This window comes from Streptomyces sp. NPDC020742 (assembly GCF_040641675.1).
GTDB lineage: Bacteria > Actinomycetota > Actinomycetes > Streptomycetales > Streptomycetaceae > Streptomyces.
On record NZ_JBFAEA010000015.1, the window covers coordinates 157,192 to 180,756 of the forward strand.

A 23,565-nucleotide genomic window follows, 5' to 3' on the forward strand; every position below is an offset into this window, starting at 1 on the left:
GACACTCCCCGAGGGACGAGGGGACGGCCCTCAGCGCCGGAAGCGGTCCCACAGGAGGGGGAAGCGTTCCGCGAGGGTCGCGTCGTCGTCGAAGTCGAGGTAGCTGCCGAGCGGTTCGCGGGGCGGCGGGGACAGGCCCAGGTCCGGCATCACCCCGCCGGTCATCTGCTCGTACGCCTCGTCGGCCGCGTAACCCAGCTCCTCGGCGTCGCCGTCCACCGCCTCGTCGAAGTCCTCCAGCAGCTCGGCCAGATGGTCCACGCCGTGCAGGGCGCCCTCGAAGACCTCCCGGCCCTGGCCGATCAGCCAGCAGCGGAAGAAATCGAAGGCGTCGTCGCTGGCGCCGTCCAGCAGCAGCGCGGCCGCCGCCCACAGGTCCCAGGTGTACGCCCGGTTGTAACGGGATTCGAAGTGGCGGGCGAAGTCCACGACGGCGTCCGGGTCGAGCGCGAGCAGCCGCTCGACCAGCGCGTCGGCCTGCTCCTGCGGGTCGCCCTCGGCGGCCTCGCGGGATCCGTCGATCAGCTCCCAGAACTCCGTCTCGTCCATCACCGCTCCAGCATCTGCCCTGGCGCGGCGCGCCGCATGCGGAATGCCCCGGATGCGACGGTCTCGTTATCAGGACGGCGGATGTCCGGACCGGTGGCGTGGTGCCCCGATCGTGGGTGCCGTTTCCGGCCGGTCACCCGCGGCCGGTGATCCGCCGCGGGTGACCGGCCCCGGCATCACTCGTTGGACGGCGTGCAACGACCGAACGAGGGCCGCGCAACGACCGTACGACGGCATTGACGGCACCTCCGCACCTTTGTTGAAGGGCTGTTTCAGGCCATGCCCATGGACGAACGCACCCGGGCCGATGTCGAGCGGGCCGAGGCGGTCATCGTCGAGCACTACCCCCGGCTCGTGCGCCTCGCCTACCTCGTACTGCCCCCGTCGATGGGCCGCCACCACCGGGTCCTGACCGCGCACGGCCTGGTCCAGCGGGCGCTGCCCCGGGTCACCCGCCGCCGACCGGCCCGCGGGCTGCCCGCGCAGCGCGGACCGGCCCCCGAGTCCGGCTACGACCTGGTACGGCTGCGGATCCTCCGGCTGGCCCTGGCGCAGGAGGGGCGGGCCGGCCGGGGGCTGCCGGCGGTGCCCCTGGTCTGGGGGCTGCGGCTCTTCCCCCGGGCCGGCGGCGCCGATGAACTCGCCCTGGACCAGGCGCTGTCGGCCGTCCCGGCGTCGGTGCGGGCGGCCCTCGGGCTGTGCCACCTGGAGGGCCTGGACGAGGACGCGGTGCGCAGCGTGCTGGAGCGGGCCGGGGCCGAGGACCCCGACGCGGCGCAGCGGGTCGCCGAGCAACTGGACCGGGAGACCCCGGTGGGCGCCGCGGCCCTGCTGAACTCGGTGGAGTTCGACCCGTGCACCGTGCAGACCCGGCCCACGGACCTGCTGCGCCGCCGCCAGCGGACCCGGACCGTGCTCGCACTGATGGCGGCGGTGGCGCTCGGCGCTGCGGTGACCGCGGTCCTGCCCGGCGACGGCGGGCGCCCGGGCCGCGCCCCGACCGTCGCCGAGCAGGCCCTGGACCCGGCCCGGCTGCTGCGCACCGGCAACGAGCAGTGGGCCGACACCGCCCGCGTCGACTTCACCGCCTGGCCGGTACGCGGTCGGCAGGCCGGTGACCGGGAGCTGCTCGGGCGGGCGCTGCGGGTCTGGGCGGCGCCGCCAGCCGGCACCAGGATCAGGGCGGCCGCGGGCACCTCCACCCGGCCGCCCTCCCACCCGCCGCAGCTGCTGTACGCCGGCCTGATCGACGCTGTGACGGTCGTGGTCTTCCACGACGGCGAGCGCCTGGTCCGCTACGCCGAACCCGAGGACGCGACCCCCACCCTGCACTTCGCCCGGGTCGACGACGCGGACCTGACCACCAGCGCGGGGCTGGTGATCGGCCGCGGCAACGGCTGGATGCGCTATCTGCTGGCGCCCTGGGTCTCCGAGGTCGGCGTCCGCGACCTGCTGGCGCCGGCGGCCCCGCCGCACGGGCTGCATGTGACCCCGGACGGGGTCACCGACCGGATCCCCGTCCCGCCGCCGGCGGGCGCCGCCTGTGGGCGCTGGCCGGTGGCGCAGTTCCGCGCCTCGACCCGGCTCGGGATGCACGCCCCGCCCTTCCTCCTGACCGACCTCGACGACCTGGTGTCGGTCCATCTCACCTCGGGCCCGCCGCCGGCCGGGGACGGCCCGGTGGCCTCTCCGCACGAGGCGACCGACCCCGCGGCGCTGCGGAGCTGGGCCCGTACGGCGTGCTCCCTGGGGGCGCTGCGGGGCGCCGGAGTGCGCTCGGTCGATGACTGGGCGTTCGCCGAGCAGTCCCTCCCTGAGGGCGCGGGCCGCGCGACCTGGGTCTGCACCCGGGCCGACACCTGGGGCGGCCCCGGCAGCGTCACCGTCCGCTTCCTGCCGCCCGCCGCCCGCCCGGCTGACCCCGGCCGGATCGTCGGGCGGGCCACCGGTACCGCCGCCTGCAGCCGCTTCGGGCCGCAGGTGGTCGGGGCCCTCAACTGGCGGGCGGGATCCGGCGCGTGGTACCTGCTCGCGGCCGGCGGCGGCACCGTCGCGGGCCTCGACGCCACCGGTGGCGTACGGGCCTCGGCCGGGACCGCGACCCTCGCTGCCCCGGCCGCGCCGGGCGCCCGCGCGGAGGTCGTGGGGCGGCTGGCGGACGGGGGGAGCGTACGGGCGGTGCGGCCGTAGCTGTCGGACGGCCGTCACCGGCCCGGCAACGTCCAGAGAATCCAGACAGCAGGTGTCGGGTTTCGCTGCCACCGTCGTCGCGTACGGAGACCCAGCACACCGAGGAGTGACGTACGTGACGGGACAGTCAGCACCGGGCCGGTCGGCAGCGGCGGTGGAGCAGATGGCGGAGGACATGGCGGAGCGGGCAGGTGGGCCGGCGGGGGAGTTGGCCGGACGGGTGGCACTGGTCGCCGGGGCGACCCGGGGCGCGGGCCGGGCGATGGCGGTGGAGCTGGGCCGGGCCGGCGCCCTGGTGTATGTGACCGGGCGGACGACCCGGGACCGGGTCAGCGAGGTCGGCCGGCCGACGGAGACGATCGAGCAGACCGCGGAGCTGGTGACCGCGGAGGGCGGCACCGGCGTCCCCGTACCGACCGACCACCTTCAGCCGGGCCAGGTCAAGGCACTGACCGAGCGCATCGACCGGGAGCAGGGGCGGCTGGACGTGCTGGTCAACAGCCTCTGGGGCGGCGACCGGCTGATCGAGTTCGACACCCGGCTGTGGGACCTCGACCTGGACAAGGGCCTGCGGATGTTCCGCCTCGGCATCGACAGCCACGTCATCACCGGCCATTACGCGCTGCCGCTGCTGATCAGGCGGCCGGGCGGGCTGGTCGTGGAGATCACCGACGGCACCGCCGCCTTCAACCGCCGCTACCGCGAGAACCTCTGCTTCGACCTCACCAAGAACGCCCCGCACCGCATCGCCGTCGGCCTCGCCGAGGAGCTGGCGGAGTACGGCGGTACCGCGGTCTCGCTCACCCCTGGATTCCTGCGGTCCGAGGAGATGCTGGACCACTTCGGGGTGACGGAGGAGACCTGGCGGGAGGCGGTGGCGCAGGAGCCGCACTTCGCCATCGCGGAGTCACCGGCCCTGATCGCCCGCGCCGTACGGGCGCTCGCCGCCGACCCGGACCGGGCGCGGTGGACCGGCCGCTCCCTCTCCAGCGGCCAGTTGGCGAAGGAGTACGGCTTCACCGACACCGACGGCTCCCGCCCCGACTGCTTCGGCTACTTCGAGGACGTGGTCTTCGGCGGCGGGGACGGCAGCGCCGAGGACTACCGCTGAGCCTCCTCGCCCGAGCCCCTCGCCCGCTCCCCCTCGTCGTCCCCCGCCGGTCAGCCGTACAGCGCGGCCGTCCGGCGGGCCGCGGCGGCGAACCGCTCCCGCAGCCCGGCGGGCCCGAGGACCTCGCCCTCCGGGCCGAGCGCCAGCAGCTGGGCGAAGGCGACCTCGGCGGACTCTACCCGCAGGGTGACGGTCAGCCGGCCCTGCCCGTCGGGCCCGCCGGCCGCCTGCGCCGCCTCGACCGCCTCGCGGGCCGCCGCGCGCTCGGTGACGTACGGCAACTGCCGCACACCGCGCGGGGAGAGCCGCAGCACCACCTCCTCGCGCAGCAGCGAGCGCGCGAACTGGTCGGCCCGCTCGGCCCAGAACGCGGGCAGGTCGAATGACCCGTCGCGGACGAACCGGGCGCCGTGGGCCCCGTGGTCCCGGCCGTCCCCGTGGTCGGCGACGGGTGCCACGGTGGTGAACCGGTCCACCCGGTAGACCCGGAAGTCGCCCTGCGCACGCGCCGCCAGGTACCACACCCCGGCCTTCAGCACGAGGCCGTACGGCTCCAACTCCCGCTCCACTGCGGTGTCCTTGCGGAGGTAGCGGGCGGTGATCCGGCGGTCGTCCCACACCGCGTCGGCGATCTCGGGCAGCAGCGCCGGGGTCTCCGGCTCCTGGTACCAGGCGGGCGCGTCGAGGTGGAAGCGCTGGGCGGCGCCCGCCGCGGCGTCCCGGAGCTCGGGCAGCAGCGCCGCGGAGACCTTCAGCCGGGCGGCCGACGCGGCGTCCGCGAGGCCCATCTCGCGCAGGGCGGAGGGGACTCCGGACAGGAAGAGCGCCTCGGCCTCGCTGCGGCCGAGGCCGGTGAGGCGGGTGCGGTAGCCACCGATGAGGCGGTAGCCGCCGGCCCGGCCGCGGTCGGCGTAGACGGGCACACCGGCCTCGGAGAGCGACAGCACGTCCCGGGCGACCGTGCGCTCGGACACCTCCAGCTCCCGCGCCAGCTCGCCGCCGGTCATCGACGGCCGGGACTGGAGCAGCAACACCATCTTGATCAGCCGGGCAGCGCGCATGTGTCCATCATGCCGGGGGGACTGACAGTGGCCGTTGGCGTGCCGTGGGGGCGGTCGTGCGGCTTCGGCTGCGGGTGGGTTGTGGCTGGGCGCGCAGTTCCCCGCGCCCCTTTGGGGCGCGATCTGGTCGCCCTGGCGGGGTTTGGTGCGGGCCCGGTGGGGGCTGGGGTGTTGCGGGGTGTGTGGTTGCCGCGGGGGTCGGAGGGGACGCACCGGGGCCCGTCCTCGGCGCGGGCGACGCGGCTAGGTGCCATTGAGTGCCCCGGTGTTCGCTCCGGTCCTGCGGGCGGGCCCCGGTACGTCCCCTCCGACCGTCCCCCGTTGCCGGCTGCTGGCCGGTGACACCGCGGGTCACAACCTCGTACCTCGGCCGCGCCCAAGCAGCGGGGCCGGCCAGATCCCTGCGAACGGGATGCCGTACACCCGCCGTAACGGTGATCGGTACGGCGGGACAGCCGCGTACGGACGGCGGTCGGAGGGGATGTCCGGTGAGCCGCCCGCAGGACCGGAGCGAACATCGGGGTTCCGAATTTCTGGGACCCGCGTCGCCCGCGCCGAGGACGGCTTACCGGGCGTCCCCTCCGACCCACCAGCGAAGGCGACCCGGCGTCAGCCCACGGCAACCCGCAACCGGAAACGAGGAAATCCCGGCCCGGCCGTAGTCAGGGCGTGACCGGCCGGGCCGGTGGTGGGATCCCGTGCGGAGGCTCCGGGCGCGGGAAGGTGGCCTCCGCACGGGAGATCGGGGTGCCTCTGAAGGGCGAGGGGCGGTCGGCCGCCGCACAGGGAAAGGCCCGGCCGTAGTCAGGGCGTGACCGGCCGGGCCAGTGAGTTCCCGTGCGGAGGCTCCGGGCGCGGGATGGTCGCCTCCGCACGGGAGTTGTGGGGCCCGGGGAAGGGCGGACGGCCCCGGTGTCGTCCGGGGCCGCCCGCCCGGGTCTCCCAGGGCGGGGTGCCGTCCGCCCGTTACCGGGCGCGGCGGGTGCCACGCCCGGCGGGGGCGCGGCGGGTGGGCCGGCTCACAGCCCGTAGCGCTCCTTCGCCTCCTTGACCGTCTCCGGCTTGACCTGGCCGCGGCGGGCCAGTGCCGCCAGGCACTGGACGACCACGGACTGCGGGTCGACGCCGAAGTGGCGGCGGGCCGCCTCACGGGTGTCGGAGAGGCCGAAGCCGTCGGTGCCGATGGAGGTCCAGTCCTGCTCGACCCAGGGGGCGATCTGGTCGGGGACCGCGCGCATCCAGTCGCTCACCGCGACGACCGGGCCGGGGGCGCCGGCCAGGGCACGGGTGACGTACGGGATCCGGTCCTCGCCCTCCATACGGGCGGCGTCGCACTCCAGGGCGTCGCGGCGCAGCTCCGTCCAGGACGGCGCCGACCAGACGTCGGCCGCCACGCCCCAGTCGGCGGCCAGCATCCGCTGGGCCTCCAGCGCCCAGTGGATGGCGGTGCCGGAGGCCAGCAGCTGGAGGCGGGGGGAGTCCGTGTCCACCCCGTCGCCGGCGGCCTCCTGGAAGCGGTAGAGGCCCTTGAGGATGCCCTCCTCGACGCCCTCCGGCATGGCCGGCTGCACCTTGGTCTCGTTGTAGACCGTGAGGTAGTAGAAGACGTCCTCGCCGGCAGGGTGCTCCGCGCTCCCGCCGTACATCCGGCGCAGGCCCTCCTTGACGATGACCGCCACCTCGTAGGCGAAGGCCGGGTCGTAGGAGAGCGCCGCGGGGTTGGTCGAGGCGATCAGGTGCGAGTGTCCGTCGGCGTGCTGGAGGCCCTCGCCGGTCATCGTCGTACGGCCCGCGGTGGCGCCGATGACGAAGCCGCGGCCCAACTGGTCGGCCAGTGCCCAGAACTGGTCGGCGGTGCGCTGCCAGCCGAACATCGAGTAGAAGATGTAGAACGGGATCATCGGCTCGCCGTGCGTCGCGTACGAGGTCGCGGCGGCGGTGAAGTCGGCGAGCGAACCGGCCTCGGTGATGCCCTCGTTGAGGATCTGGCCGTCCTTGGCCTCCTTGTACCAGAGCAGCTGATCCCGGTCGACGGGGTCGTACGTCGCGCCCTTGGGGGAGTACAGGCCGGCCGTCGGGAAGAGCGACTCCATGCCGAAGGTACGGGCCTCGTCGGGCACGATCGGGACCCAGCGCTTCCCGGTCTCCTTGTCCCGCATCAGGTCCTTGACCAGCCGGACGAACGCCATGGTGGTGGCGATCTCCTGGCTGCCGGAGCCCTTCTTCAGGGCGTCGAAGGCCTTGTCGGCGGGCATCGGCAGCGGCTTGGGAACGACCTTGCGGGCGGGGGCCGGACCGTCGAGGGCGGTGCGCCGCTCGCGCAGGTAGACCATCTCCGGGGAGTCCTCGGCCGGGCGCCAGTACGGCACCGCCTCGCCCTCCAGCGCGCTGTCCGGGATGGGGAGTTCGAGCACGTCACGCATGGTGCGGAACTCCGCCATGGTGAGCTTCTTCATCTGGTGGTTGGCGTTGCGGGACTCGAAGCCCGCGCCGAGGGTGTAGCCCTTGACGGTCTGCGCCAGGATGACGGTCGGCGCGCCCTTGTGCTCGACGGCGGCCCGGTAGGCGGCGTAGACCTTGCGCGGCTCGTGACCGGCCCGGGAGGTCTGGAAGAGCTCCAGCAGGGTGGCGTCGGACAGCCGGTCGGCCAGCGCGCGCAGCGCGTCGTTGGCGCCGAAGAAGTGCGCGCGCAGGTAGGCGGCGTCACGGGTGGCGTAGGTCTGGAACTGCGCGTCGGGGGTCTCGCCCAGGCGCCGGATCAGCGCACCGTCGGTGTCCAGCGCGAAGACCTCGTCCCAGGCGCGGCCCCACAGCGCCTTGACGACGTTCCAGCCGGCGGCGCGGAACTGCGCCTCCAGCTCCTGCACGATCTTGAAGTTGGGTCGGACCGGGCCGTCCAGGCGCTGCAGGTTGCAGTTGATGACGAAGGTGAGGTTGTCCAGGCCCTCACGGCCGGCCAGCGCCAGTGCCGCGGTGGACTCGGGCTCGTCCATCTCGCCGTCGCCCAGGAACGCCCAGACGCGCGAGCCGGAGGTGTCCTTGATGCCGCGGTGCTCCAGGTAGCGGTTGAACCGCGCCTGGTAGATCGCCGAGAGCGGGCCCAGGCCCATGGAGACGGTGGGGAACTCCCACAGCCAGGGCAGGCGCCGCGGGTGCGGATAGGACGGCAGGCCCTCGCCGCCGGCCTCCTGGCGGAAGCGGTCGAGGTGCTCCTCGGTGAGGCGGCCCTCGAGGAAGGCGCGGGCGTAGATGCCGGGGGAGGCGTGGCCCTGGATGTAGAGCTGGTCGCCGCTGCTGTCGCCCTCCTTGCCGCGGAAGAAGTGCTGGAAGCCGGTCTCGTAGAGCCAGGCGGCGGACGCGAAGGTGGCGATGTGGCCGCCGAGGCCGAGGGCGGAGCCCCGGGTGACCATGGCCGCCGCGTTCCAGCGGTTCCAGGCGGTGATCCGGGCCTCCATCGCCTCGTCGCCCGGGAACTCGGGCTCGGCGGAGGTCGGGATCGTGTTGACGTACTCCGTCTCCAGCAGGGACGGCAGGGCGGTCCCCTCGGTGCGCGCGGTGTGCTCCAGGGCACGGCGCATCAGGTACGCGGCACGCTGCGGGCCCGCTGCCTCGGTGACGGCGTCAAGCGACTCGCGCCACTCGGCGGTCTCCTCGGGGTCGCGGTCCGGGAGCTGGTCGAGCTGGCTGTACGGCAGGCGCACGGGGTCGGGCATGGGTGGCCCCTTTCCGGACGGGGGGAAGCTCGGGGGTGTCGTCGGGACCGGGCCGCGCCGTGGTGGGCGGCGGGATCTCGACGACACCCGAGGGCGAGTTCGGCAGATTCGGCAGGCAGGGTGTCGCGCCCCGACGGGAGAATACGCCCCTGATCGATGATCGATCAACGATCGGGAGGGAAAAACCCCAGGTCGGCACGGGGTGCCGCATTTTTGGGCACCGCGTGCCAGCAAAAAGGAGGGCCCGGCCAGGCCCCTCAGAGGCTCGCCGGGCTCGTCCCCACCGCGCCCGTACGGCCGCCGGAGCGCCGCTCAGACCCTCGGCGCGCAGCTCAGCACGTGCGACTTCAGCAGGCTCCCGATCTTCGGGTCGCGCCGCCGGAAGGCATCGACGATCTCCTGGTGGTCCCGGGCGTGCGCCCGCGGCTCCGGGCTGAACCAGCGGATCGACAGCGTCGTCCAGACCTCGATGCCCAGCGACTCCCAGGTGTGCAGCAGCACCGCGTTCCCCGCCGCCCGCACGATCTCCCGGTGGAAGGCCACCGTGTGCCGCACCTGAGCCTCGCCGTCCCCCGTCCGGTCGGCCTCGCGCAGCGCCGCCACCTCGCGCTCCAACGCCGCGGTGTCCGCCGCCAGCCGCTCCGCCGCCAGCTCCGCGGCGACCTGCTCCAGCCCGGCCCGCACCGGGTAGCTCTCCTTCAGGTCGTCCGCGGTCAGGTTCCGCACCCGTACGCCCTTGTTCGGCGCCGACTCGATCAGTTGGAGCGACTCCAGCTCCCGCAGCGCCTCCCGCACCGGCGTCTGGCTGACCTCCAGCTCCACCGCGATCCGCCGCTCCACGATCCGCTCGCCCGGCTGCCAGCGGCCGCTGACGATCCCCTCGAGGATGTGCTCGCGGATCTGCTCGCGCAGCGAATGGACGACGGGCGGGGTCATGAGGTGCTCCTTCAGAGCGGGCGGTGACGAGGGGGCCATTATCGGGGACCACGACAGGCGAAAGGGCCGGCCCCGGTCCGTACGGATGCCGTACGGACCGGGGCCGGCCCCTTTCACACGCCTACCGGGTGGCTACCGGGGCTCAGAGACCGATCTCGGTCTCGAACTCGGCGGCCTCCAGGATCTGCTTGACCGTGGTCAGGTAGCGGGCGGCGTCGGCGCCGTCCACCAGACGGTGGTCGTAGGAGAGCGCGAGGTAGGTCATGTCGCGCACCGCGATGGTCTCGCCGAGGTCCGGGTGGTTGATGACCACCGGGCGCTTGACGGTCGCACCGATGCCCAGGATGCCGACCTGGTTCGGGGGCACGATGACGGTGTCGAACAGGGCGCCGCGCGAACCGGTGTTGCTGATGGTGAAGGTCGCACCGGACAGCTCGTCCGGCGTGATCTTGTTCGCGCGGACCTTGCCCGCCAGGTCCGCCGTCTTGCGGGCGATCCCGGCGATGTTGAGGTCACCGGCGTCCTTGATGACCGGGGTCATCAGGCCCTTCTCCGCGTCCACCGCGATACCGACGTTCTCGGTGTCGAAGTAGGTGATGGTGCCCTCGTCGTCGTTGATCCGGGCGTTGACGACCGGGTGGGCCTTCAGCGCCTGGACAGCGGCCTTGACGAAGAACGGCATCGGGGAGAGCTTGACGCCCTCACGCTGCGCGAAGGCGTCCTTGGCCTTGTTGCGCATCCGCATGATCGCGGTGATGTCCACCTCGACCACGGAGGTCAGCTGCGCCTGGCCGTGCAGGGCCTTCATCATGTTGTCGCCGATGACCTTGCGCATCCGCGGCATCTTGACGGTCTGGCCGCGCAGCGGGGAGACCTCCAGCTTGGGCGCCTTGGAGGCGGCGGCCGGGGCAGCGGCGGCGGCCGGCGCGGCGGCCTTGGCGGCCTCGGCGGCGGCGATGACGTCCTGCTTGCGGATCCGGCCACCGACACCGGTGCCCTTGACCGTGGCGAGGTCGACGCCGTTCTCGGCGGCGAGCTTGCGCACCAGCGGGGTCACGTACGCGCCCTCGCCCTCACCGGCGGCCGGAGCCGGGGTGACCGGGGCGGGAGCGGCGGCCGGAGCCGGCGCGGGGGCCGGAGCCGGAGCCGGGGCGGCCGGAGCGGCGGGCGCTGCCGGGGCGGCGGCGGCCGGCGCGGGGGCCGGGGCAGCGGCCGGAGCCGGGGCGGGCTCGGCGGCCGGGGCGGCCGGAGCCGGAGCGGCGGCCGGGGCGGGCGCCTGGCCGGCGGCACCGATGACGGCGAGCTTGGCGCCGACCTCGGCGGTCTCGTCCTCACCGACGACGATCTCCAGCAGGGTGCCGGAGGCCGGTGCGGGGATCTCGGTGTCGACCTTGTCGGTGGAGACCTCCAGCAGCGGCTCGTCGGCCTGCACCTCCTCGCCGACCTGCTTCAGCCAACGGGTGACGGTGCCCTCGGTGACGCTCTCGCCCAGCGCGGGCAGGACGACGTCGGTGCCCTCGGCGCCACCCGCGGGGGCGGCGGCGGGGGCCGGCTCGGCGGCCGGGGCCGGGGCGGGCTCGGGCTGGGCCTCCGGGGCGGGCGCCTCGGCGGCGGCCGGGGCCGGAGCGGCAGCCGGCGCACCGGTGCCGTCGTCGATGACGGCCAGCTCGGCGCCGACCTCGACGGTCTCGTCCTCGGCGACCTTGATGGAGGTCAGGACGCCGGCGGCCGGTGCGGGGATCTCGGTGTCGACCTTGTCGGTCGACACCTCCAGCAGCGGCTCATCGGCCTCGACGCGCTCGCCCTCGGCCTTGAGCCAGCGGGTGACGGTGCCCTCGGTGACGCTCTCGCCGAGCGCCGGAAGGGTTACGGAAACCGCCATGGTTTCGGTTGCTCCTTACGGGATGGGGTCTCCCCTGCTCACGTGGTGCGCGAGCGCGGGGAAGGATGTGGTCGTGGCGCCCGGACTTGGGTCAGTCGTGGGAGTGGAGGGGCTTGCCGGCCAGGGCCAGGTGGGCCTCGCCAAGCGCCTCGTTCTGCGTCGGGTGCGCGTGGATGAGCTGCGCAACCTCGGCCGGCAGGGCCTCCCAGTTGTAGACCAGCTGGGCCTCGCCGACCTGCTCGCCCATACGGTCACCGACCATGTGGACGCCGACCACTGCACCGTCCTTGACCTGGACGAGCTTGATCTCGCCCGCGGTCTTGAGGATCTTGCTCTTGCCGTTGCCGGCCAGGTTGTACTTCAGGGCGACGACCTTGTCGGCGCCGTACAGCTCCTTGGCCTTGGCCTCGCTGATGCCGACCGAGGCGACCTCGGGGTGGCAGTACGTCACGCGCGGCACGCCGTCGTAGTCGATCGGCACGACGTTCTGGCCGGCCAGTCGCTCTGCCACCAGCATGCCCTCGGCGAAGCCGACGTGCGCGAGCTGGAGGGTGGGGACGAGGTCACCGACGGCCGAGATGGTCGGCACGTTGGTCTGCATGTACTCGTCGACCAGGACGTAGCCGCGGTCCATCGCGACGCCCTGCTCCTCGTAGCCCAGGCCCGCCGAGACCGGCCCGCGGCCGATCGCGACCAGCAGCACCTCGGCCTCGAAGGTCTTGCCGTCGGCCAGGGTGACCTTGACGCCGTCGGCGGTGTACTCGGCCTTGTCGAAGAAGGTGCCGAGGTTGAACTTGATGCCCCGCTTGCGGAAGGCCCGCTCCAGCAGCTTGGAGCTGTTCTCGTCCTCGACCGGGACGAGGTGCTTGAGGCCCTCGACGATCGTGACGTCGGTGCCGAAGGACTTCCACGCCGAGGCGAACTCGACGCCGATCACGCCGCCGCCCAGGACGATCGCGGACTTCGGCACGCGGTCGAGCGTGAGCGCGTGGTCCGAGGAGATGATGCGGTTGCCGTCGATCTCCAGGCCGGGCAGCGACTTCGGCACGGAGCCGGTCGCCAGCAGGACGTGGCGCCCCTGCACCCGCTGGCCGCCCACGTCGACGGAGGTCGGCGAGGACAGCCGACCCTCACCCTCGATGTAGGTCACCTTGCGGGAGGCGATCAGGCCCTGCAGGCCCTTGTACAGGCCCGAGATGACCTCGTCCTTGTACTTGTGGACCGCCTCGATGTCAATGCCCTCGAAAGTGGCCTTGACACCGAACTGCTCGCTCTCGCGAGCCTGGTCGGCGATCTCACCGGCGTGCAGCAGAGCCTTCGTGGGGATGCAGCCGTTGTGCAGGCAGGTACCGCCGACCTTGCCCTTCTCGATCAGGGCGACGTCCAGGCCCAGCTGAGCCCCGCGCAGGGCGGCGGCGTAACCGCCGCTACCGCCTCCGAGGATCACTAGGTCGAAAACGGTGCTGGCGTCGTTCGCCACGTCACGTCCTCCATGCATGGATGCGCCGGAACCGGTCTGCGATGACCGGACCGCGGCTGTTGTTCGGCCGCTTTATCTTCGGCCCTGGGTAAGGGGGGCCCTGTCCTGCCGAGAACCCATCTTCGCACTTGTTCCGCGAAGCCGGGACGCGGGGCCGGACTCTGGACGGCCGATCAGCCACCGCGAGGGGGTTACTGGTGCGTACCGGAGTCGCCGCGGCGCGAAGCGCCACCTGGGGAGGGCAGCGGTGGGTGGCGGAGGGTGCGGATTTCGTCGAGGGCGAACAGATCCCACCCGCACACCGTACGGCCCCGGCCGGTGAGCCGGGGCCGTACGGAGGTCGCGGACCGGACGGCGTCAGCCGAGGTCGCCCGCGGCGGTGCGCTCGGCGAGCCGCACCAGGGTGCGCACGGCGGAGCCGGTGCCGCCCTTGGGGGTGTAGCCCCAGGGCGCGCCCTCGTGGAAGGCCGGGCCCGCGATGTCCAGGTGCGCCCAGGTGATGCCCTCGCCGATGAACTCCTTCAGGAACAGGCCGGCGACCAGGCCGCCGCCCATCCGCTCGCCCATGTTCGCGAGGTCGGCGACCGGGGAGTCCATGCCCTTGCGCAGGTGGCCCGGCATCGGCATCGGCCAGGACTCCTCGCCGACCTCCTCCGCGATCTCGTGGATCGCGGTGCGGAAGGCGTCGTCGTTGGCCATGATCCCGAAGTGGCGGTGGCCCAGCGCCAGCACCATCGCACCGGTCAGCGTCGCCACGTCCACGATCGCGTCCGGCGACTCCTCCGAGGCCCGGGTCAGCGCGTCGGCCAGCACCAGCCGGCCCTCGGCGTCGGTGTTGAGCACCTCGACGGTCTTGCCGCTGTACATGGTCAGCACATCGCCGGGGCGGGTGGCGGAGCCGGAGGGCATGTTCTCGGCGAGCGCCAGCCAGCCGGTGACATTGACCCGCAGGCCCAGCCGGGCGGCGGCCACGACCGCGGCGAACACCGCGGCGGCACCGCTCATGTCGCACTTCATGGTCTCGTTGTGGCCGGCCGGCTTCAGCGAGATGCCGCCCGAGTCGTAGGTGATGCCCTTGCCCACCAGCGCCAGGGTCTTGTCCGCCTTGGCGTGGGTGTAGGCGATCCGCACCAGTCGCGGCGGGGCCTCGGAGCCCTGGCCCACGCCCATCAGGCCGCCGTAGCCGCCCTTCTTCAGCGCCTTCTCGTCCAGCACCTCGACCTTGAGACCGAACTCCTTGGCCGCGGCCTGCGCCTCGGCGGCGAAGGACTTCGGGTCCAGGGCGTTGGAGGGGGTGTTGATCAGGTCGCGGGCGCGGTTGATCTCCGCGGCCAGCGTCTGGGCACGCTCGGCGGCGGCCTTGAACTCCTTGTCGCGCGGCTTGCCGCCGACGATCACGGCCTCCGCCAGCGGCTGGGAGGCGTCGTTCTTCTTGCCGCTCTTGGCGCTCTTGCCGTTGCCGTTGCCGCGGAACGAGGTGAAGGAGTACGCGCCGAGCAGCGCGCCCTCGCCGACCGCGGCCGTGGCCTCGGCGTCCTCGACCGGCAGGGCGAAGCCGGCCTTCTTGCTGCCGGCCAGGGCCCGGGCCGCGCTACCCGCCCCGCGCCGCAGCGCCTCGTTGTCGAAGGCCTCGCCCTTGGCCGGGGCCTCGCCCAGACCGACCGCCAGCACGACCGGCACCTTGAGGCCGTCCGCGGCGGGCAGCTTGGTCACCTCGCCCTCGGCACCACTTGCGCCGAGGGTCTCCAGCACAGCGGCGAGCTTGCCGCCGAAGGCCTTGTCCACGGCCTCGGCGCCGGGGGCCAGCACGACGCCCTTGGCGCCCTTGGCCACGCCGACGACGACGGCATCCGCGCGCACCGTTGCGGCGGAAGAAGTACTGAGGGTCAGTGCAGTCACGGTGATGAGAGTCCTGTTCCGTCCGGGAATTCCGTTGATGCGCCAGGGGCGCGCTGCTGCGGCCGAGCCTACGCTCGGCGGCGCGGCGAGGCCCGGCCTGCCGACGTACCGGGTCCCTCGGCGTTCCGGCGCGCGGTGGCGGAAACGGCCCGGTTCCGGGCGAACCAGCCCTGAACGGACGGGAGTTGGAAGGGAACGGGCTACCCCAGCGCCAGGACGACCAGGGCGCCGAGTCCCGCGCTCTCCGCCAGCGCGCCGAACACGTCCCCGGTCACCCCGCCCAGCCGCCGCCGGCAGTGCCCCAGCAGCAACTCGCCCGCGCCCAGCCCGAGCAGGGCCGCCAGCCCCGCGTGCAGCGCCCCGTACGGGCCCCATGCGGCGCCCAGGGCCGCGCACCCCGCGGCCACCAGCGCCGCGCAGCCCAGCGCCGCCCGCACCGGCACGGCCCCCGCGACCGCGGCGCCCAGCCCCTCCGGACGGGCCGCCGGCACCCCGGCTCGGGAGGCCAGGGTCAGCGCGGCCCGCGCGGTGACCGCGGCGACCACCGCCGCCGACGCCCCCTGCGCCCAACCCTCGGCGTAGCGCCCGGACAGCGCCGCCACCTGCGCCAGCAGGACGAGCAGCAGGGTGATGACCCCGAACGGGCCGATGTCGGACTGCTTCATGATGCGCAGCGCGTCCGCGGCCGGCTTACCGCTGCCCAGGCCGTCGGCGGTGTCGGCAAGCCCGTCCAGGTGCAGTCCGCGGGTGAGCACCGCCGGCACCGCGGCCGAGCCCACCGCGGCGAGCAGCGGGCCGCCGCCGAGCAGCAGCAGCGCCCCGCCGAGCGCCGCCGCGCCCAGCCCGACGACCAACCCGGCCAGCGGGGCGCAGAGCATGCCGCCGCGCGCCGCGTCCCGGTCCCAGCGGGTGACGTGCACCGGCAGCACGGTCAGCGTGCCGAACGCGAAGCGCACGGCGTCCAGACGGGACGGGGGAGCGGGGGTGTCGTTCACCGCGGCAGGCTATCCGGGCGTCCCGGGCGTTTGGTTCCCGCCCCCGAACGCCCGGAGAGGGCCTAATGGTCCCTGGATGTCGGACGTCCTCGACGCCGCAACGGGACGGGAGCGGGCGGAATGGGCCACTGGTGGTACCGCAACATCGTCGAGCCGGGGAAGCTGCCGCTGCTGCTCGCCCTGGCCTCCTTCGTGCTGACCTTCCTGATCACCCGGGTCATCACCCGGATGATCAGGGCGGGCAAGGGCCCGTTCCGCAACATCACGCCCGGGGGCGTGCACGTCCACCACGTCGTGCCGGGCGTACTGCTGATGGTGCTCGGCGGCTTCATCGCGCTCGCCGGCGGCCGGCGGGGCTTCGGCTCCGGGGTGGCGGCGGTGCTCTTCGGGATCGGCGTCGGGCTCGTCCTGGACGAGTTCGCGCTGATCCTGCACCTGGACGACGTCTACTGGACGGAGGAGGGGACCAAGAGCGTGGAGATCGTCATCCTCACCGCCGCCCTGGTCGCGCTGATCCTCGCGGGGTTCCTGCCGTTCGGCGTCAACGAACTGTCCCCGGACGAGAGCGACGACCGCTTCACCGTCATCCGGACGGTGGCGGTGAACTTCCTCTTCGCGGTGATCGCCCTGCTCAAGGGCAAGGCCCGGATCGCGGTCATCGGGGTCTTCGTGCCCTTCGTGGCGCTGTTCGGCGCGATCCGCCTGGCCCGGCCCAACTCGCCCTGGGCCAGGCGCTTCTACCGCAGGAGGCCCAAGGCGCTGACCCGTGCCCAGGTCCGCGCCGAGCGCCACGACCACCGCTGGTCGGCCCTGCGCCGCAAGGCCGAGCACCTCATCGGGGGCGCCCCCAACCGGTGACGCGGTGCGCGTCGCGCGGCTTGACCGGCCGCCACACCTCCCACAGCCCGCACACCGCCAGCACCGCCAGGATCGCCGCGATGTGCTCCTTGCCCGCCAGGTTGCTCTTGATGAACAGCACCTCGAACACCATCGACAGCACCACCAGCCCGCCGGTGAACCACGCCCGGTAGCGCCAGCAGACGAACACCGCGAGCCCCACCACCGCCGCCGACGGCCCGGTGTCGATCACGTACTTGTCGGAGTCGGGCAGCCCGATGGGGCTCTCCGGACCGATCCAGATGCCGATCCGGGCGTACATCGTCCCGGCGAGCGTGGCCAGGTAGGCGACGCCCAGCGTCTGCCGCCAGCCCACACAGATCTCCGCGATCCCGAAGACGACCAGGATCTGCGCCAGTGCGCCCCACACCGGGAGGTCCAGCGCGGGCACGAACAGCGACAGCGGGGTGCGCAGCAGCGCCACCCACAGGTGCTCCCAGGCCTGCACCGAGCCGATGTCCTGGACCGTCTGGTAGCCCCAGGCCTGCCTCTGCACGAACTGGAAGACCACGGTGAGGCAGACCGCGGCGAGCGTCACCGGGACCGCCCGCAGCTTCGCCACGGCCAGCGCGGACCGTACGGTCCCCCACAGCGGGCCCCACTCGGCACGCACGGCGCGGCGCAGGACGGGCACCTCCTCCCGCCCCGCACGGGCCTGACTCATCTGACCTTCTCCAGGTGTGTGCGGTTCAGCCACTTGGGCAGACCGGGAGCTTCCAGGAAGCCTTCCGCCCGGCCGGCGGCGAGGCTGATCCGCAGCAGATCGGTGCTCTTCTCGAAGAGCAGGAACCGGGGCTCCCAGATCGGCCGGTACTTCGCGTTGGCGCGATAGAGCGATTCGATCTGCCACCACCTGGAGAAGAAGCTGAGCAGCGAGCGCCACAGGCGCAGCACCGGGCCCGCGCCGAGTCGCGATCCACGTTCGAAGACGGAGCGGAACATCGCGAAGTTGAGCGACAGTTGAGTGATGTTCACCTCGTCCGCGCGCTGGATCAGCTCCAGGACCATGAACTCCATCAGCCCGTTCTCGGAGTTCCGGTCCCGCCGCATCAGATCCAGCGACAGGCCCTTCGCGCCCCACGGGACGAAGCTCAGCAGCGCCCGCAGCTCACCGGGCGCCTCCTCGGTGCCGCCGTCCCGGCACTCCAGCATCACGCAGCGCCCGTCCCCGGGGTCGCCGAGCCGGCCCAGCGCCATCGAGAAGCCGCGCTCGGTCTCCCCGTCGCGCCAGTCGTCGGCCAGTTCCAGCAGCCGGTCCAGCTCCGCCGCGGGGATGTCCTCGTGGCGCCGGACGGTGACCGTGTAACCGGCCCGCTTGATGCGGTTGTAGGCCTGCCGCACGGTGCGCATCGCCCGGCCGTCGAGGGTGAACTCCCCGATCTCCACGATCGCTTCGTCGCCGAGCTCCAGGGCGTCCAGGCCGTGTCGGGCGTAGATCGTGCCGCCCTCCTCGCCGGCGCCCATCACCGCCGGTGCCCAGCCGTGCTCCCGCGCCTCGGCCAGCCACGCCTCGATCGCCCCGGGCCAGGCCTCGGGGTCGCCCAGCGGGTCGCCGGAGGCCAGCGACACCCCGCCCACCACCCGGTAGGTGATCGCCGCCTTGCCGCTGGGGGAGAACAGCACGCTCTTGTCGCGGCGCAGCGCGAAGTAGCCCAGCGAGTCGCGGTCGCCGTGCCGGGCGAGCAGCGCCCGCAGCCGCTCCTCGTCGTCCTCGGTGAGCCGGTCGGTGCTGCGCACCGAGCGGAACGCGGCCCACAGCACGGCCACCAGGAGCAGCGCACTGAGCGCGTTGATGGTGACGTTCACCCAGTTCGGGGTGTCGATCCCGGGGAAGTGCCGGTCGTCGGCGGCCAGTGACACCAGCCGCATCACGCCGTACCGCCAGCGCTGGACGAACGTCGAGGAGGCGCCCTGCGCGGTGTTGGTGACGGTCACCAGCAGCGCCGCGAGCAGCGAGGTGACCAGCAGTCCGCCGGCCGCCACCGCCGCCGCCAGCTTCGGGTTCGCGCGGTCGCCCTTGGCGTAGAACTCCCGGCGACCGACCACCAGCGCGGCCGCGAACAGCGCCGTCAGCGCCAGCGACACCCAGTTCTGCGGATGCCCGCGGAACTCCGGGTCCGCCGCCAGCGCGATCGCGAACAGCAGCGCCGTCAGCCCGGACAGCAGCAGGTTCAGGATCCAGGCCGCCCGCTTCCGCCGGCGCAGGGTGACCGACAGGAAGAGCGAGAAGGCGGCGGAGGCGAACCCGGCCGTGAGCAGGTACGGAGTGAAGTACTCCGCGGCGTTGTGCCGGCGGATGTCGTCGGCGAACGACACCCACACCGCGCTCAGCAGATTGATGAAGGTGACCGTGCGCAGGTACCAGATGCCGAACGCGGCCCCGCGCTGTGACCAGCGACCGCCGGTGCCGTTCCGGTGGTCTTCGTCCCGACTCAAGCGTTGTCTCCCATAAAACGTGTAAAACGCGATCTTATGGGGCGCCGCCGGTGGTCCGGTACGGGCGGGAAGCGGTGAGCGCCCAGGTCCGGGGCGCTCGTCCGTGCACTGCTGGCGGCGGGCCGGCCCCGGTCGGCCGGCGGCGCGTCAGTCGCGTACGGGCAGTTCTGCCGCCAGGGCCGCGGCCGCCCGCACCAATGGCAGGGCCAGCAGCGCCCCCGTCCCCTCGCCCACAGTGACGCCGTGGTCCAGGAGAGGGTTGAGCGCGATCCGGTCCAGCGCCTTGGCCTGCGCCGGCTCCCCGCTCGCCTGGCCGGCCAGCCACCAGTCCGGAGCCCGGAACGCCACCCGCTGCGCCACCAGCGCACAGGCCGCCGTGACCACCCCGTCCAGGATCACCGGCGTCCGGCGCACCGCGCTCTGCAGCAGGAACCCGGTCATCGCGGTCAGGTCCGCGCCGCCGACCGTCGCCAGCAGCTCCAACTGATCGCCGAGCACCGGCCGGGCCCGGCGCAGCGCGTCCCGGATCGCCGCGCACTTGCGCATCCAGGCCAGATCGTCGATACCGGCCCCGCCCCGGCCGGTGACCACCGAGGCGTCGGTGCCGCACAGCGCGGCGATCAGGGTGCTCGCCGCGGTCGTGCCGCCGACGCTCAGATCGCCCAGCACCACCAGGTCGGTACCGGCGTCCGCCTCCTCGTCCGCGATCGCCATCCCGGCGAGGAACGCCGCCCGGGCCTCCTCGGCGGTCAGCGCGTCCTCCACGTCGATCCGGCCCGAGCCGCGCCGCACCCGGTGCCGGGTGACCTCCGCCGGCAGCTCCTCCGGGTCGCAGTCCACCGCCATGTCCACCACCCGCAGCTGCGCCCCCGCGCCGCGGGCCAGCACCGCGGCCGGGCTCGTGCCGTCCAGCACCGCCCGTACGAGGTCCTTCGTCCCGCCGGCGGGCCGGGCCGACACCCCCAGCGACGCCACCCCGTGGTCGCCCGCGAACAGCAGCACCCGCGGCCGCTCGAGGGGCCGCACCGGCACCTGCTGCTGGGCCCCGGCGAGCCACTCGCCGATGTCGTCGAGCCGGCCCAGCGCCCCGGGCGGCACGGCCAGCCGCGCCCGACGCTCCTCGGCGTCACGGCGCACCCCGCCATCGGGGCGCTCGATCAGGTTGGCGAAGTCATCGAGGTTCAGGGCGCTCATTGGGCGCAGATTACCGGCAATGCGTGCGACGTGCGGCGGGGTTGCCGGGCAGCTCCCCGCCCGCCGCGAACCGGAGCTCGCACACCACCGGCAGCAGCGCCCGCAGCACCGGCAGCCGGTACCGCAGCCCGGCCGGCCGCCGTACCCGCATCGCCACGGTCCCCGGAAGGCCGCGCGCCAGAGCCGTCGCCCACCATGACGGTGCGTCACATACCAGCGCACCGCCGGGGAACCGCTGCGCGCAGCGCGCCGCCAGCCCCCGCACCTGGGCGACCGACAGCCGCCGGCCCGCGCCCCGCGCCAGCACCACGACCCCGCGCCCCGGTGCGGGCACCGCCGCCAGCCAGCGGGGGTCGGCCACCGGGCAGCCGACGGTCCACCGCCGGGCGCCGTCCGGCAGCAGCATCCGGCGCAGCGCCGCGGGCTCCGGCGGCTGCACCGTGAGCCAGTGCAGCCGTCCGTTGTCCAGTCGCCAGAAGGCGGCGCCCAGCCCCTCGCCGAGCGCGACCACCGTCGCCTCCGGGTGCCGCGCCAGATAGGCGCGCACCACCGCGTCACAGCAGTCGGTCAGCTCGGCTCCGGTCACGGGTCAAGGGCACCCGCCGCTGCGGCCCGGGGCAAGCGGACACGGGCCCGGCGGCCTCCGCGTCATCCGCGCAGCGCAAGCGCCTGCCCCGCGACGACCAGCAGCAGCTGCTCGCACTCCGCACCGAACGCCGCGTTCAGCCGCCCCAGTTCGTCGCGGAACCGGCGGCCCGCCGCGGTCGCCGGCACCACCCCCGAGCCGACCTCGTTGCTGACCGCCACCACCGGCCGCCGGGTCGCCCGCACCGCCGCCACCAGCGCGTCGGTCCGCTCGCGCAGCGCCCGCCGGCCACTGGCCTCCCACATCGCGTCGTCCCACGCCCCGACCTCGTCCATCACCCGGGTCAGCCACAGCGCCAGGCAGTCGATCAGCAGCGGCGCCCCCTCGTCCGGCCCGTCCGGCGGCTGGGGGGCCTGGCCGTCCCCGGGGCCGGTCAACAGCGGCACCAGATCGCAGGTCTCGACGGTGCGCCAGCTGCTGGGCCGCCGTTCGCGGTGCAGCGCGACCCGCTCGGCCCACTCCTCGTCGCCGTCCCGGGTGCCGCCGGTCGCCACATAGACCACGTCCGGGAAGGCCGCCAGCCGCCGCTCCGCCTCCGCCGACTTCCCGCTGCGCGCCCCGCCCAGCACCAGCGTGCGGCGCGGCAGGTCCGGCACCGCGTGGTACTCGCCGACCACCAGGGAGCTGCCGTCGGCCACCGCGCGGGCGCCCACCGCCGCCAGCCTGCGGTGCAGTTCCGGCCCCGGCGGCACCTCGTGGTCGAGGTGCACCGCGACCACGTCCGTCGCCGCGTCCACCGCCCCGGTAGCACGCAGCCGGGCCAGCGCGTCCGGCCGGGTCAGCACATCGAGCAGCACCAGGTCGTAGGGGCCGCCGCCGTGCGCCGCGTCGGGGTGTGCGGAATGCCCCTCGCCCGGCCCGGTCAGCCCGGCCGGTGCCGCGCCCGGCGGAAGGTAGAGCAGCCGCTCGCCCTCGGCGCCGGTGATCTCGTACCCGGTACCGGGGATGTCCACGGCCAGCGCCCGCACCCGGTGCCCGTCGAGCAGCGCCAGCTCCCGCCCGTCGGCGACCCGGCCCGGCGTGGGCAGCCCGGCGGGGACCTCCATCGCCGGCCCGTCGTGCGGGTGGGAGAGCAACACCTGCCGCACGCCGGCCAGCGACTGCCCGGCGCGGGCCGCGGCGAAGGCCGGGCCCGGCGTCAGATCGACCAGCAGCACACCGTCGACCAGTAGCGCGGTCGCCGCCCGCGCCTCGTCGCCGACAGCCGTCGCACACGCGGCACAGGGGCAGCCGGGACGCGGCAGCCCCTGCGGGGCGCCCGTACCGAGGAGAGTCACATCCACACCGCGAGTTTCTCGCGTCCCATCACGCTGAGCGCGGCGGGGGCGGGCTCGACACGGCCGTTAGGCTGCCGACCAGCACACAAGCACGCCATGGCGGAGTGCGCCCCGGCGCGGTCCGCGGTGGCACAGACACGTACCCGGTGGGATCCAGGAGGCGCACATGGCGTGGACGTGGCGGTTCGAAAAGGCTGACGGCACGGAGACGGCCCCGGCCGTGGAACCGGAGGAGTTCACCACCCAGGGCGACGCGGAGTCCTGGATCGGCGAGGAGTGGAAGGCCCTCCTTGCGGGCGGCGTCGACCAGGTCCGCCTCCTGGAGGACGGCAAAGAGGTCTACGCGGGCCCGATGAGCCTGCACGCCGACGCGGAGGCCTGAGCGCACACGACAGCGGGCCGGGTCCGTACCGTACGGATCCGGCCCGCTGCCGCGGCGGCGGTTACGGCCGCTCGCCCCGCTTGACCTGCGGCTTCGGCAGCCGCAGCCGGCGCATCTGGAGCGTGCGCATCACCGCGTACGCCTTCACGCCCTTGAGGTTCTCGTTCGGGAACTTCTCCTGCAGCCGCTTGCCCAGTCGGAACCAGATCAGCACCGAGTCCAGCACGATCAGCACGATGATCACGAGCCACAGCAGCAGCGCGATGCTCTGGATCGACGGCACCCGGACCATGGTCAGCACCAGGATCACCACGGCCATCGGCAGGAAGAACTCCGCCACGCACCAGCGCGAGTCGACGTAGTCCCGCGCGAACCGGCGCACCGGCCCCTTGTCGCGCGTCGGCAGATAGCGCTCATCGCCGTTGGCCAGCGCCTCGCGCTGGCGGGCCATATCCACGCGGCGGGCCTCGCGCTGCGCCTTCGCCGCGTCCTTGCGGTTGGTCGGCGTGTGCGCGCGGGCCCGGCGCTGCGACTGGGAGTCGCTGCGCTTGGGCGTTGGGCGGCCCTTGGGGGCCTGCGGGTCGCGGGGCTGCTGGGGCTGGTCCGCGGTCACCTTGGCGGTCGCGGCCTGCTCATCCTTCGAACGGCTTCGGAACACAACACCCAAGGGTACGTGCTCGCCGCGGATGGGCCAGGGTGCGACGGGGAACGATCCGGCAACGGCGGGCGCTGTGCCCCGGTGTCCGGAGGCTCCCTACTCCTTGCGCGGGAGAAACAGCGCTCCGCGATCGTCCTGGAGGAGGAGCGCATCCGGGCGCGAACAGTGCGGTAATGGAACCAGGGCCCGTACTGTGGGGTCTGTAGATGTGCTGGAGCCTAAGCCCGGGGTGACTCGGGTCAGAAGGGGGCGCGCGAGG

General features: G+C 73.8%; 18 protein-coding genes. 4 read left to right on the forward strand and 14 right to left on the reverse strand.

Annotated features, from left to right (window positions below; genetic code table 11):
* Positions 1-30 precede the first annotated feature (30 nt).
* Positions 31-549, reverse strand: a complete 519-nt coding sequence (locus tag AB0G84_RS24445; protein WP_361324504.1) for a DUF4240 domain-containing protein — start codon at positions 547-549, stop codon at positions 31-33.
* A 285-nt stretch (positions 550-834) separates the two neighbouring features.
* On the opposite strand from AB0G84_RS24445, the gene AB0G84_RS24450 reads away from it, so the two are divergent.
* A complete protein-coding gene (locus AB0G84_RS24450; protein ID WP_361324507.1) occupies positions 835-2,739 on the forward strand; it encodes a hypothetical protein in 1,905 nt (634 codons plus the stop codon).
* A 175-nt stretch (positions 2,740-2,914) separates the two neighbouring features.
* Positions 2,915-3,850 carry an SDR family oxidoreductase gene (locus AB0G84_RS24455; RefSeq protein WP_361324615.1) on the forward strand — a complete coding sequence of 312 codons (936 nt, stop codon included), beginning with the start codon at positions 2,915-2,917 and terminating at the stop codon, positions 3,848-3,850.
* Positions 3,851-3,900: 50 nt separating this feature from the next.
* On the opposite strand, the gene AB0G84_RS24460 is transcribed toward AB0G84_RS24455, so the two are convergent.
* The 7 genes from AB0G84_RS24460 to AB0G84_RS24490 all read right to left on the reverse strand — a co-directional run bounded on the left by AB0G84_RS24460 (position 3,901) and on the right by AB0G84_RS24490 (position 15,816).
* Entirely contained in the window at positions 3,901-4,911 is a 1,011-nt protein-coding gene (locus tag AB0G84_RS24460; protein WP_361324510.1) for a WYL domain-containing protein, read from the reverse strand.
* Between the two features lie 1,019 nt (positions 4,912-5,930).
* The gene (gene aceE, locus AB0G84_RS24465) at positions 5,931-8,624 is read right to left on the reverse strand and encodes a pyruvate dehydrogenase (acetyl-transferring), homodimeric type (protein WP_361324513.1); all 2,694 of its coding nucleotides are present in this window, start codon (positions 8,622-8,624) and stop codon (positions 5,931-5,933) included.
* Positions 8,625-8,936: 312 nt separating this feature from the next.
* Positions 8,937-9,560: a GntR family transcriptional regulator gene (locus tag AB0G84_RS24470; RefSeq protein WP_361324516.1), complete on the reverse strand. Its 624-nt coding sequence runs from the start codon at positions 9,558-9,560 to the stop codon at positions 8,937-8,939.
* Positions 9,561-9,702: 142 nt separating this feature from the next.
* Positions 9,703-11,442: a 2-oxoglutarate dehydrogenase, E2 component, dihydrolipoamide succinyltransferase gene (gene sucB, locus AB0G84_RS24475; RefSeq protein WP_361324519.1), complete on the reverse strand. Its 1,740-nt coding sequence runs from the start codon at positions 11,440-11,442 to the stop codon at positions 9,703-9,705.
* 91 nt (positions 11,443-11,533) lie between these two features.
* Positions 11,534-12,922, reverse strand: a complete 1,389-nt coding sequence (lpdA, locus tag AB0G84_RS24480) for a dihydrolipoyl dehydrogenase (RefSeq protein WP_361324522.1) — start codon at positions 12,920-12,922, stop codon at positions 11,534-11,536.
* 357 nt (positions 12,923-13,279) lie between these two features.
* Positions 13,280-14,821, reverse strand: coding sequence for a leucyl aminopeptidase (locus AB0G84_RS24485; protein WP_361324525.1), 1,542 nt, complete (start codon positions 14,819-14,821; stop codon positions 13,280-13,282).
* A gap of 200 nt (positions 14,822-15,021) precedes the next feature.
* Positions 15,022-15,816, reverse strand: coding sequence for an adenosylcobinamide-GDP ribazoletransferase (locus tag AB0G84_RS24490; RefSeq protein WP_361324528.1), 795 nt, complete (start codon positions 15,814-15,816; stop codon positions 15,022-15,024).
* Between the two features lie 120 nt (positions 15,817-15,936).
* On the opposite strand from AB0G84_RS24490, the gene AB0G84_RS24495 reads away from it, so the two are divergent.
* A complete protein-coding gene (locus tag AB0G84_RS24495; protein ID WP_361324531.1) occupies positions 15,937-16,674 on the forward strand; it encodes a hypothetical protein in 738 nt (245 codons plus the stop codon).
* Here the strand turns inward: AB0G84_RS24495 and AB0G84_RS24500 are convergent.
* From AB0G84_RS24500 to AB0G84_RS24520, 5 genes are all read right to left on the reverse strand, one after another.
* Complete coding sequence (locus AB0G84_RS24500; RefSeq protein WP_361324534.1) at positions 16,649-17,377, reverse strand: hypothetical protein; 729 nt, start codon at positions 17,375-17,377, stop codon at positions 16,649-16,651. The genes AB0G84_RS24495 and AB0G84_RS24500 overlap by 26 nt on opposite strands.
* A complete protein-coding gene (locus tag AB0G84_RS24505) occupies positions 17,374-19,149 on the reverse strand; it encodes a phosphatidylglycerol lysyltransferase domain-containing protein (RefSeq protein WP_361324537.1) in 1,776 nt (591 codons plus the stop codon). The genes AB0G84_RS24500 and AB0G84_RS24505 overlap by 4 nt, the downstream gene beginning before the upstream one ends.
* Before the next feature lie 147 nt (positions 19,150-19,296).
* Positions 19,297-20,343 carry a nicotinate-nucleotide--dimethylbenzimidazole phosphoribosyltransferase gene (gene cobT / locus AB0G84_RS24510; protein ID WP_361324540.1) on the reverse strand — a complete coding sequence of 349 codons (1,047 nt, stop codon included), beginning with the start codon at positions 20,341-20,343 and terminating at the stop codon, positions 19,297-19,299.
* 10 nt (positions 20,344-20,353) lie between these two features.
* Positions 20,354-20,929 (reverse strand): hypothetical protein, encoded by a 576-nt coding sequence (locus tag AB0G84_RS24515; protein ID WP_361324543.1) that lies wholly within the window; start codon positions 20,927-20,929, stop codon positions 20,354-20,356.
* A gap of 62 nt (positions 20,930-20,991) precedes the next feature.
* A complete protein-coding gene (locus AB0G84_RS24520; protein WP_361324546.1) occupies positions 20,992-22,272 on the reverse strand; it encodes a bifunctional adenosylcobinamide kinase/adenosylcobinamide-phosphate guanylyltransferase in 1,281 nt (426 codons plus the stop codon).
* Between the two features lie 160 nt (positions 22,273-22,432).
* On the opposite strand from AB0G84_RS24520, the gene AB0G84_RS24525 reads away from it, so the two are divergent.
* Positions 22,433-22,648, forward strand: coding sequence for a hypothetical protein (locus tag AB0G84_RS24525; protein WP_361324549.1), 216 nt, complete (start codon positions 22,433-22,435; stop codon positions 22,646-22,648).
* A 61-nt stretch (positions 22,649-22,709) separates the two neighbouring features.
* On the opposite strand, the gene AB0G84_RS24530 is transcribed toward AB0G84_RS24525, so the two are convergent.
* Positions 22,710-23,306 (reverse strand): DUF3043 domain-containing protein, encoded by a 597-nt coding sequence (locus AB0G84_RS24530; RefSeq protein ID WP_361324552.1) that lies wholly within the window; start codon positions 23,304-23,306, stop codon positions 22,710-22,712.
* Positions 23,307-23,565 lie beyond the last annotated feature (259 nt).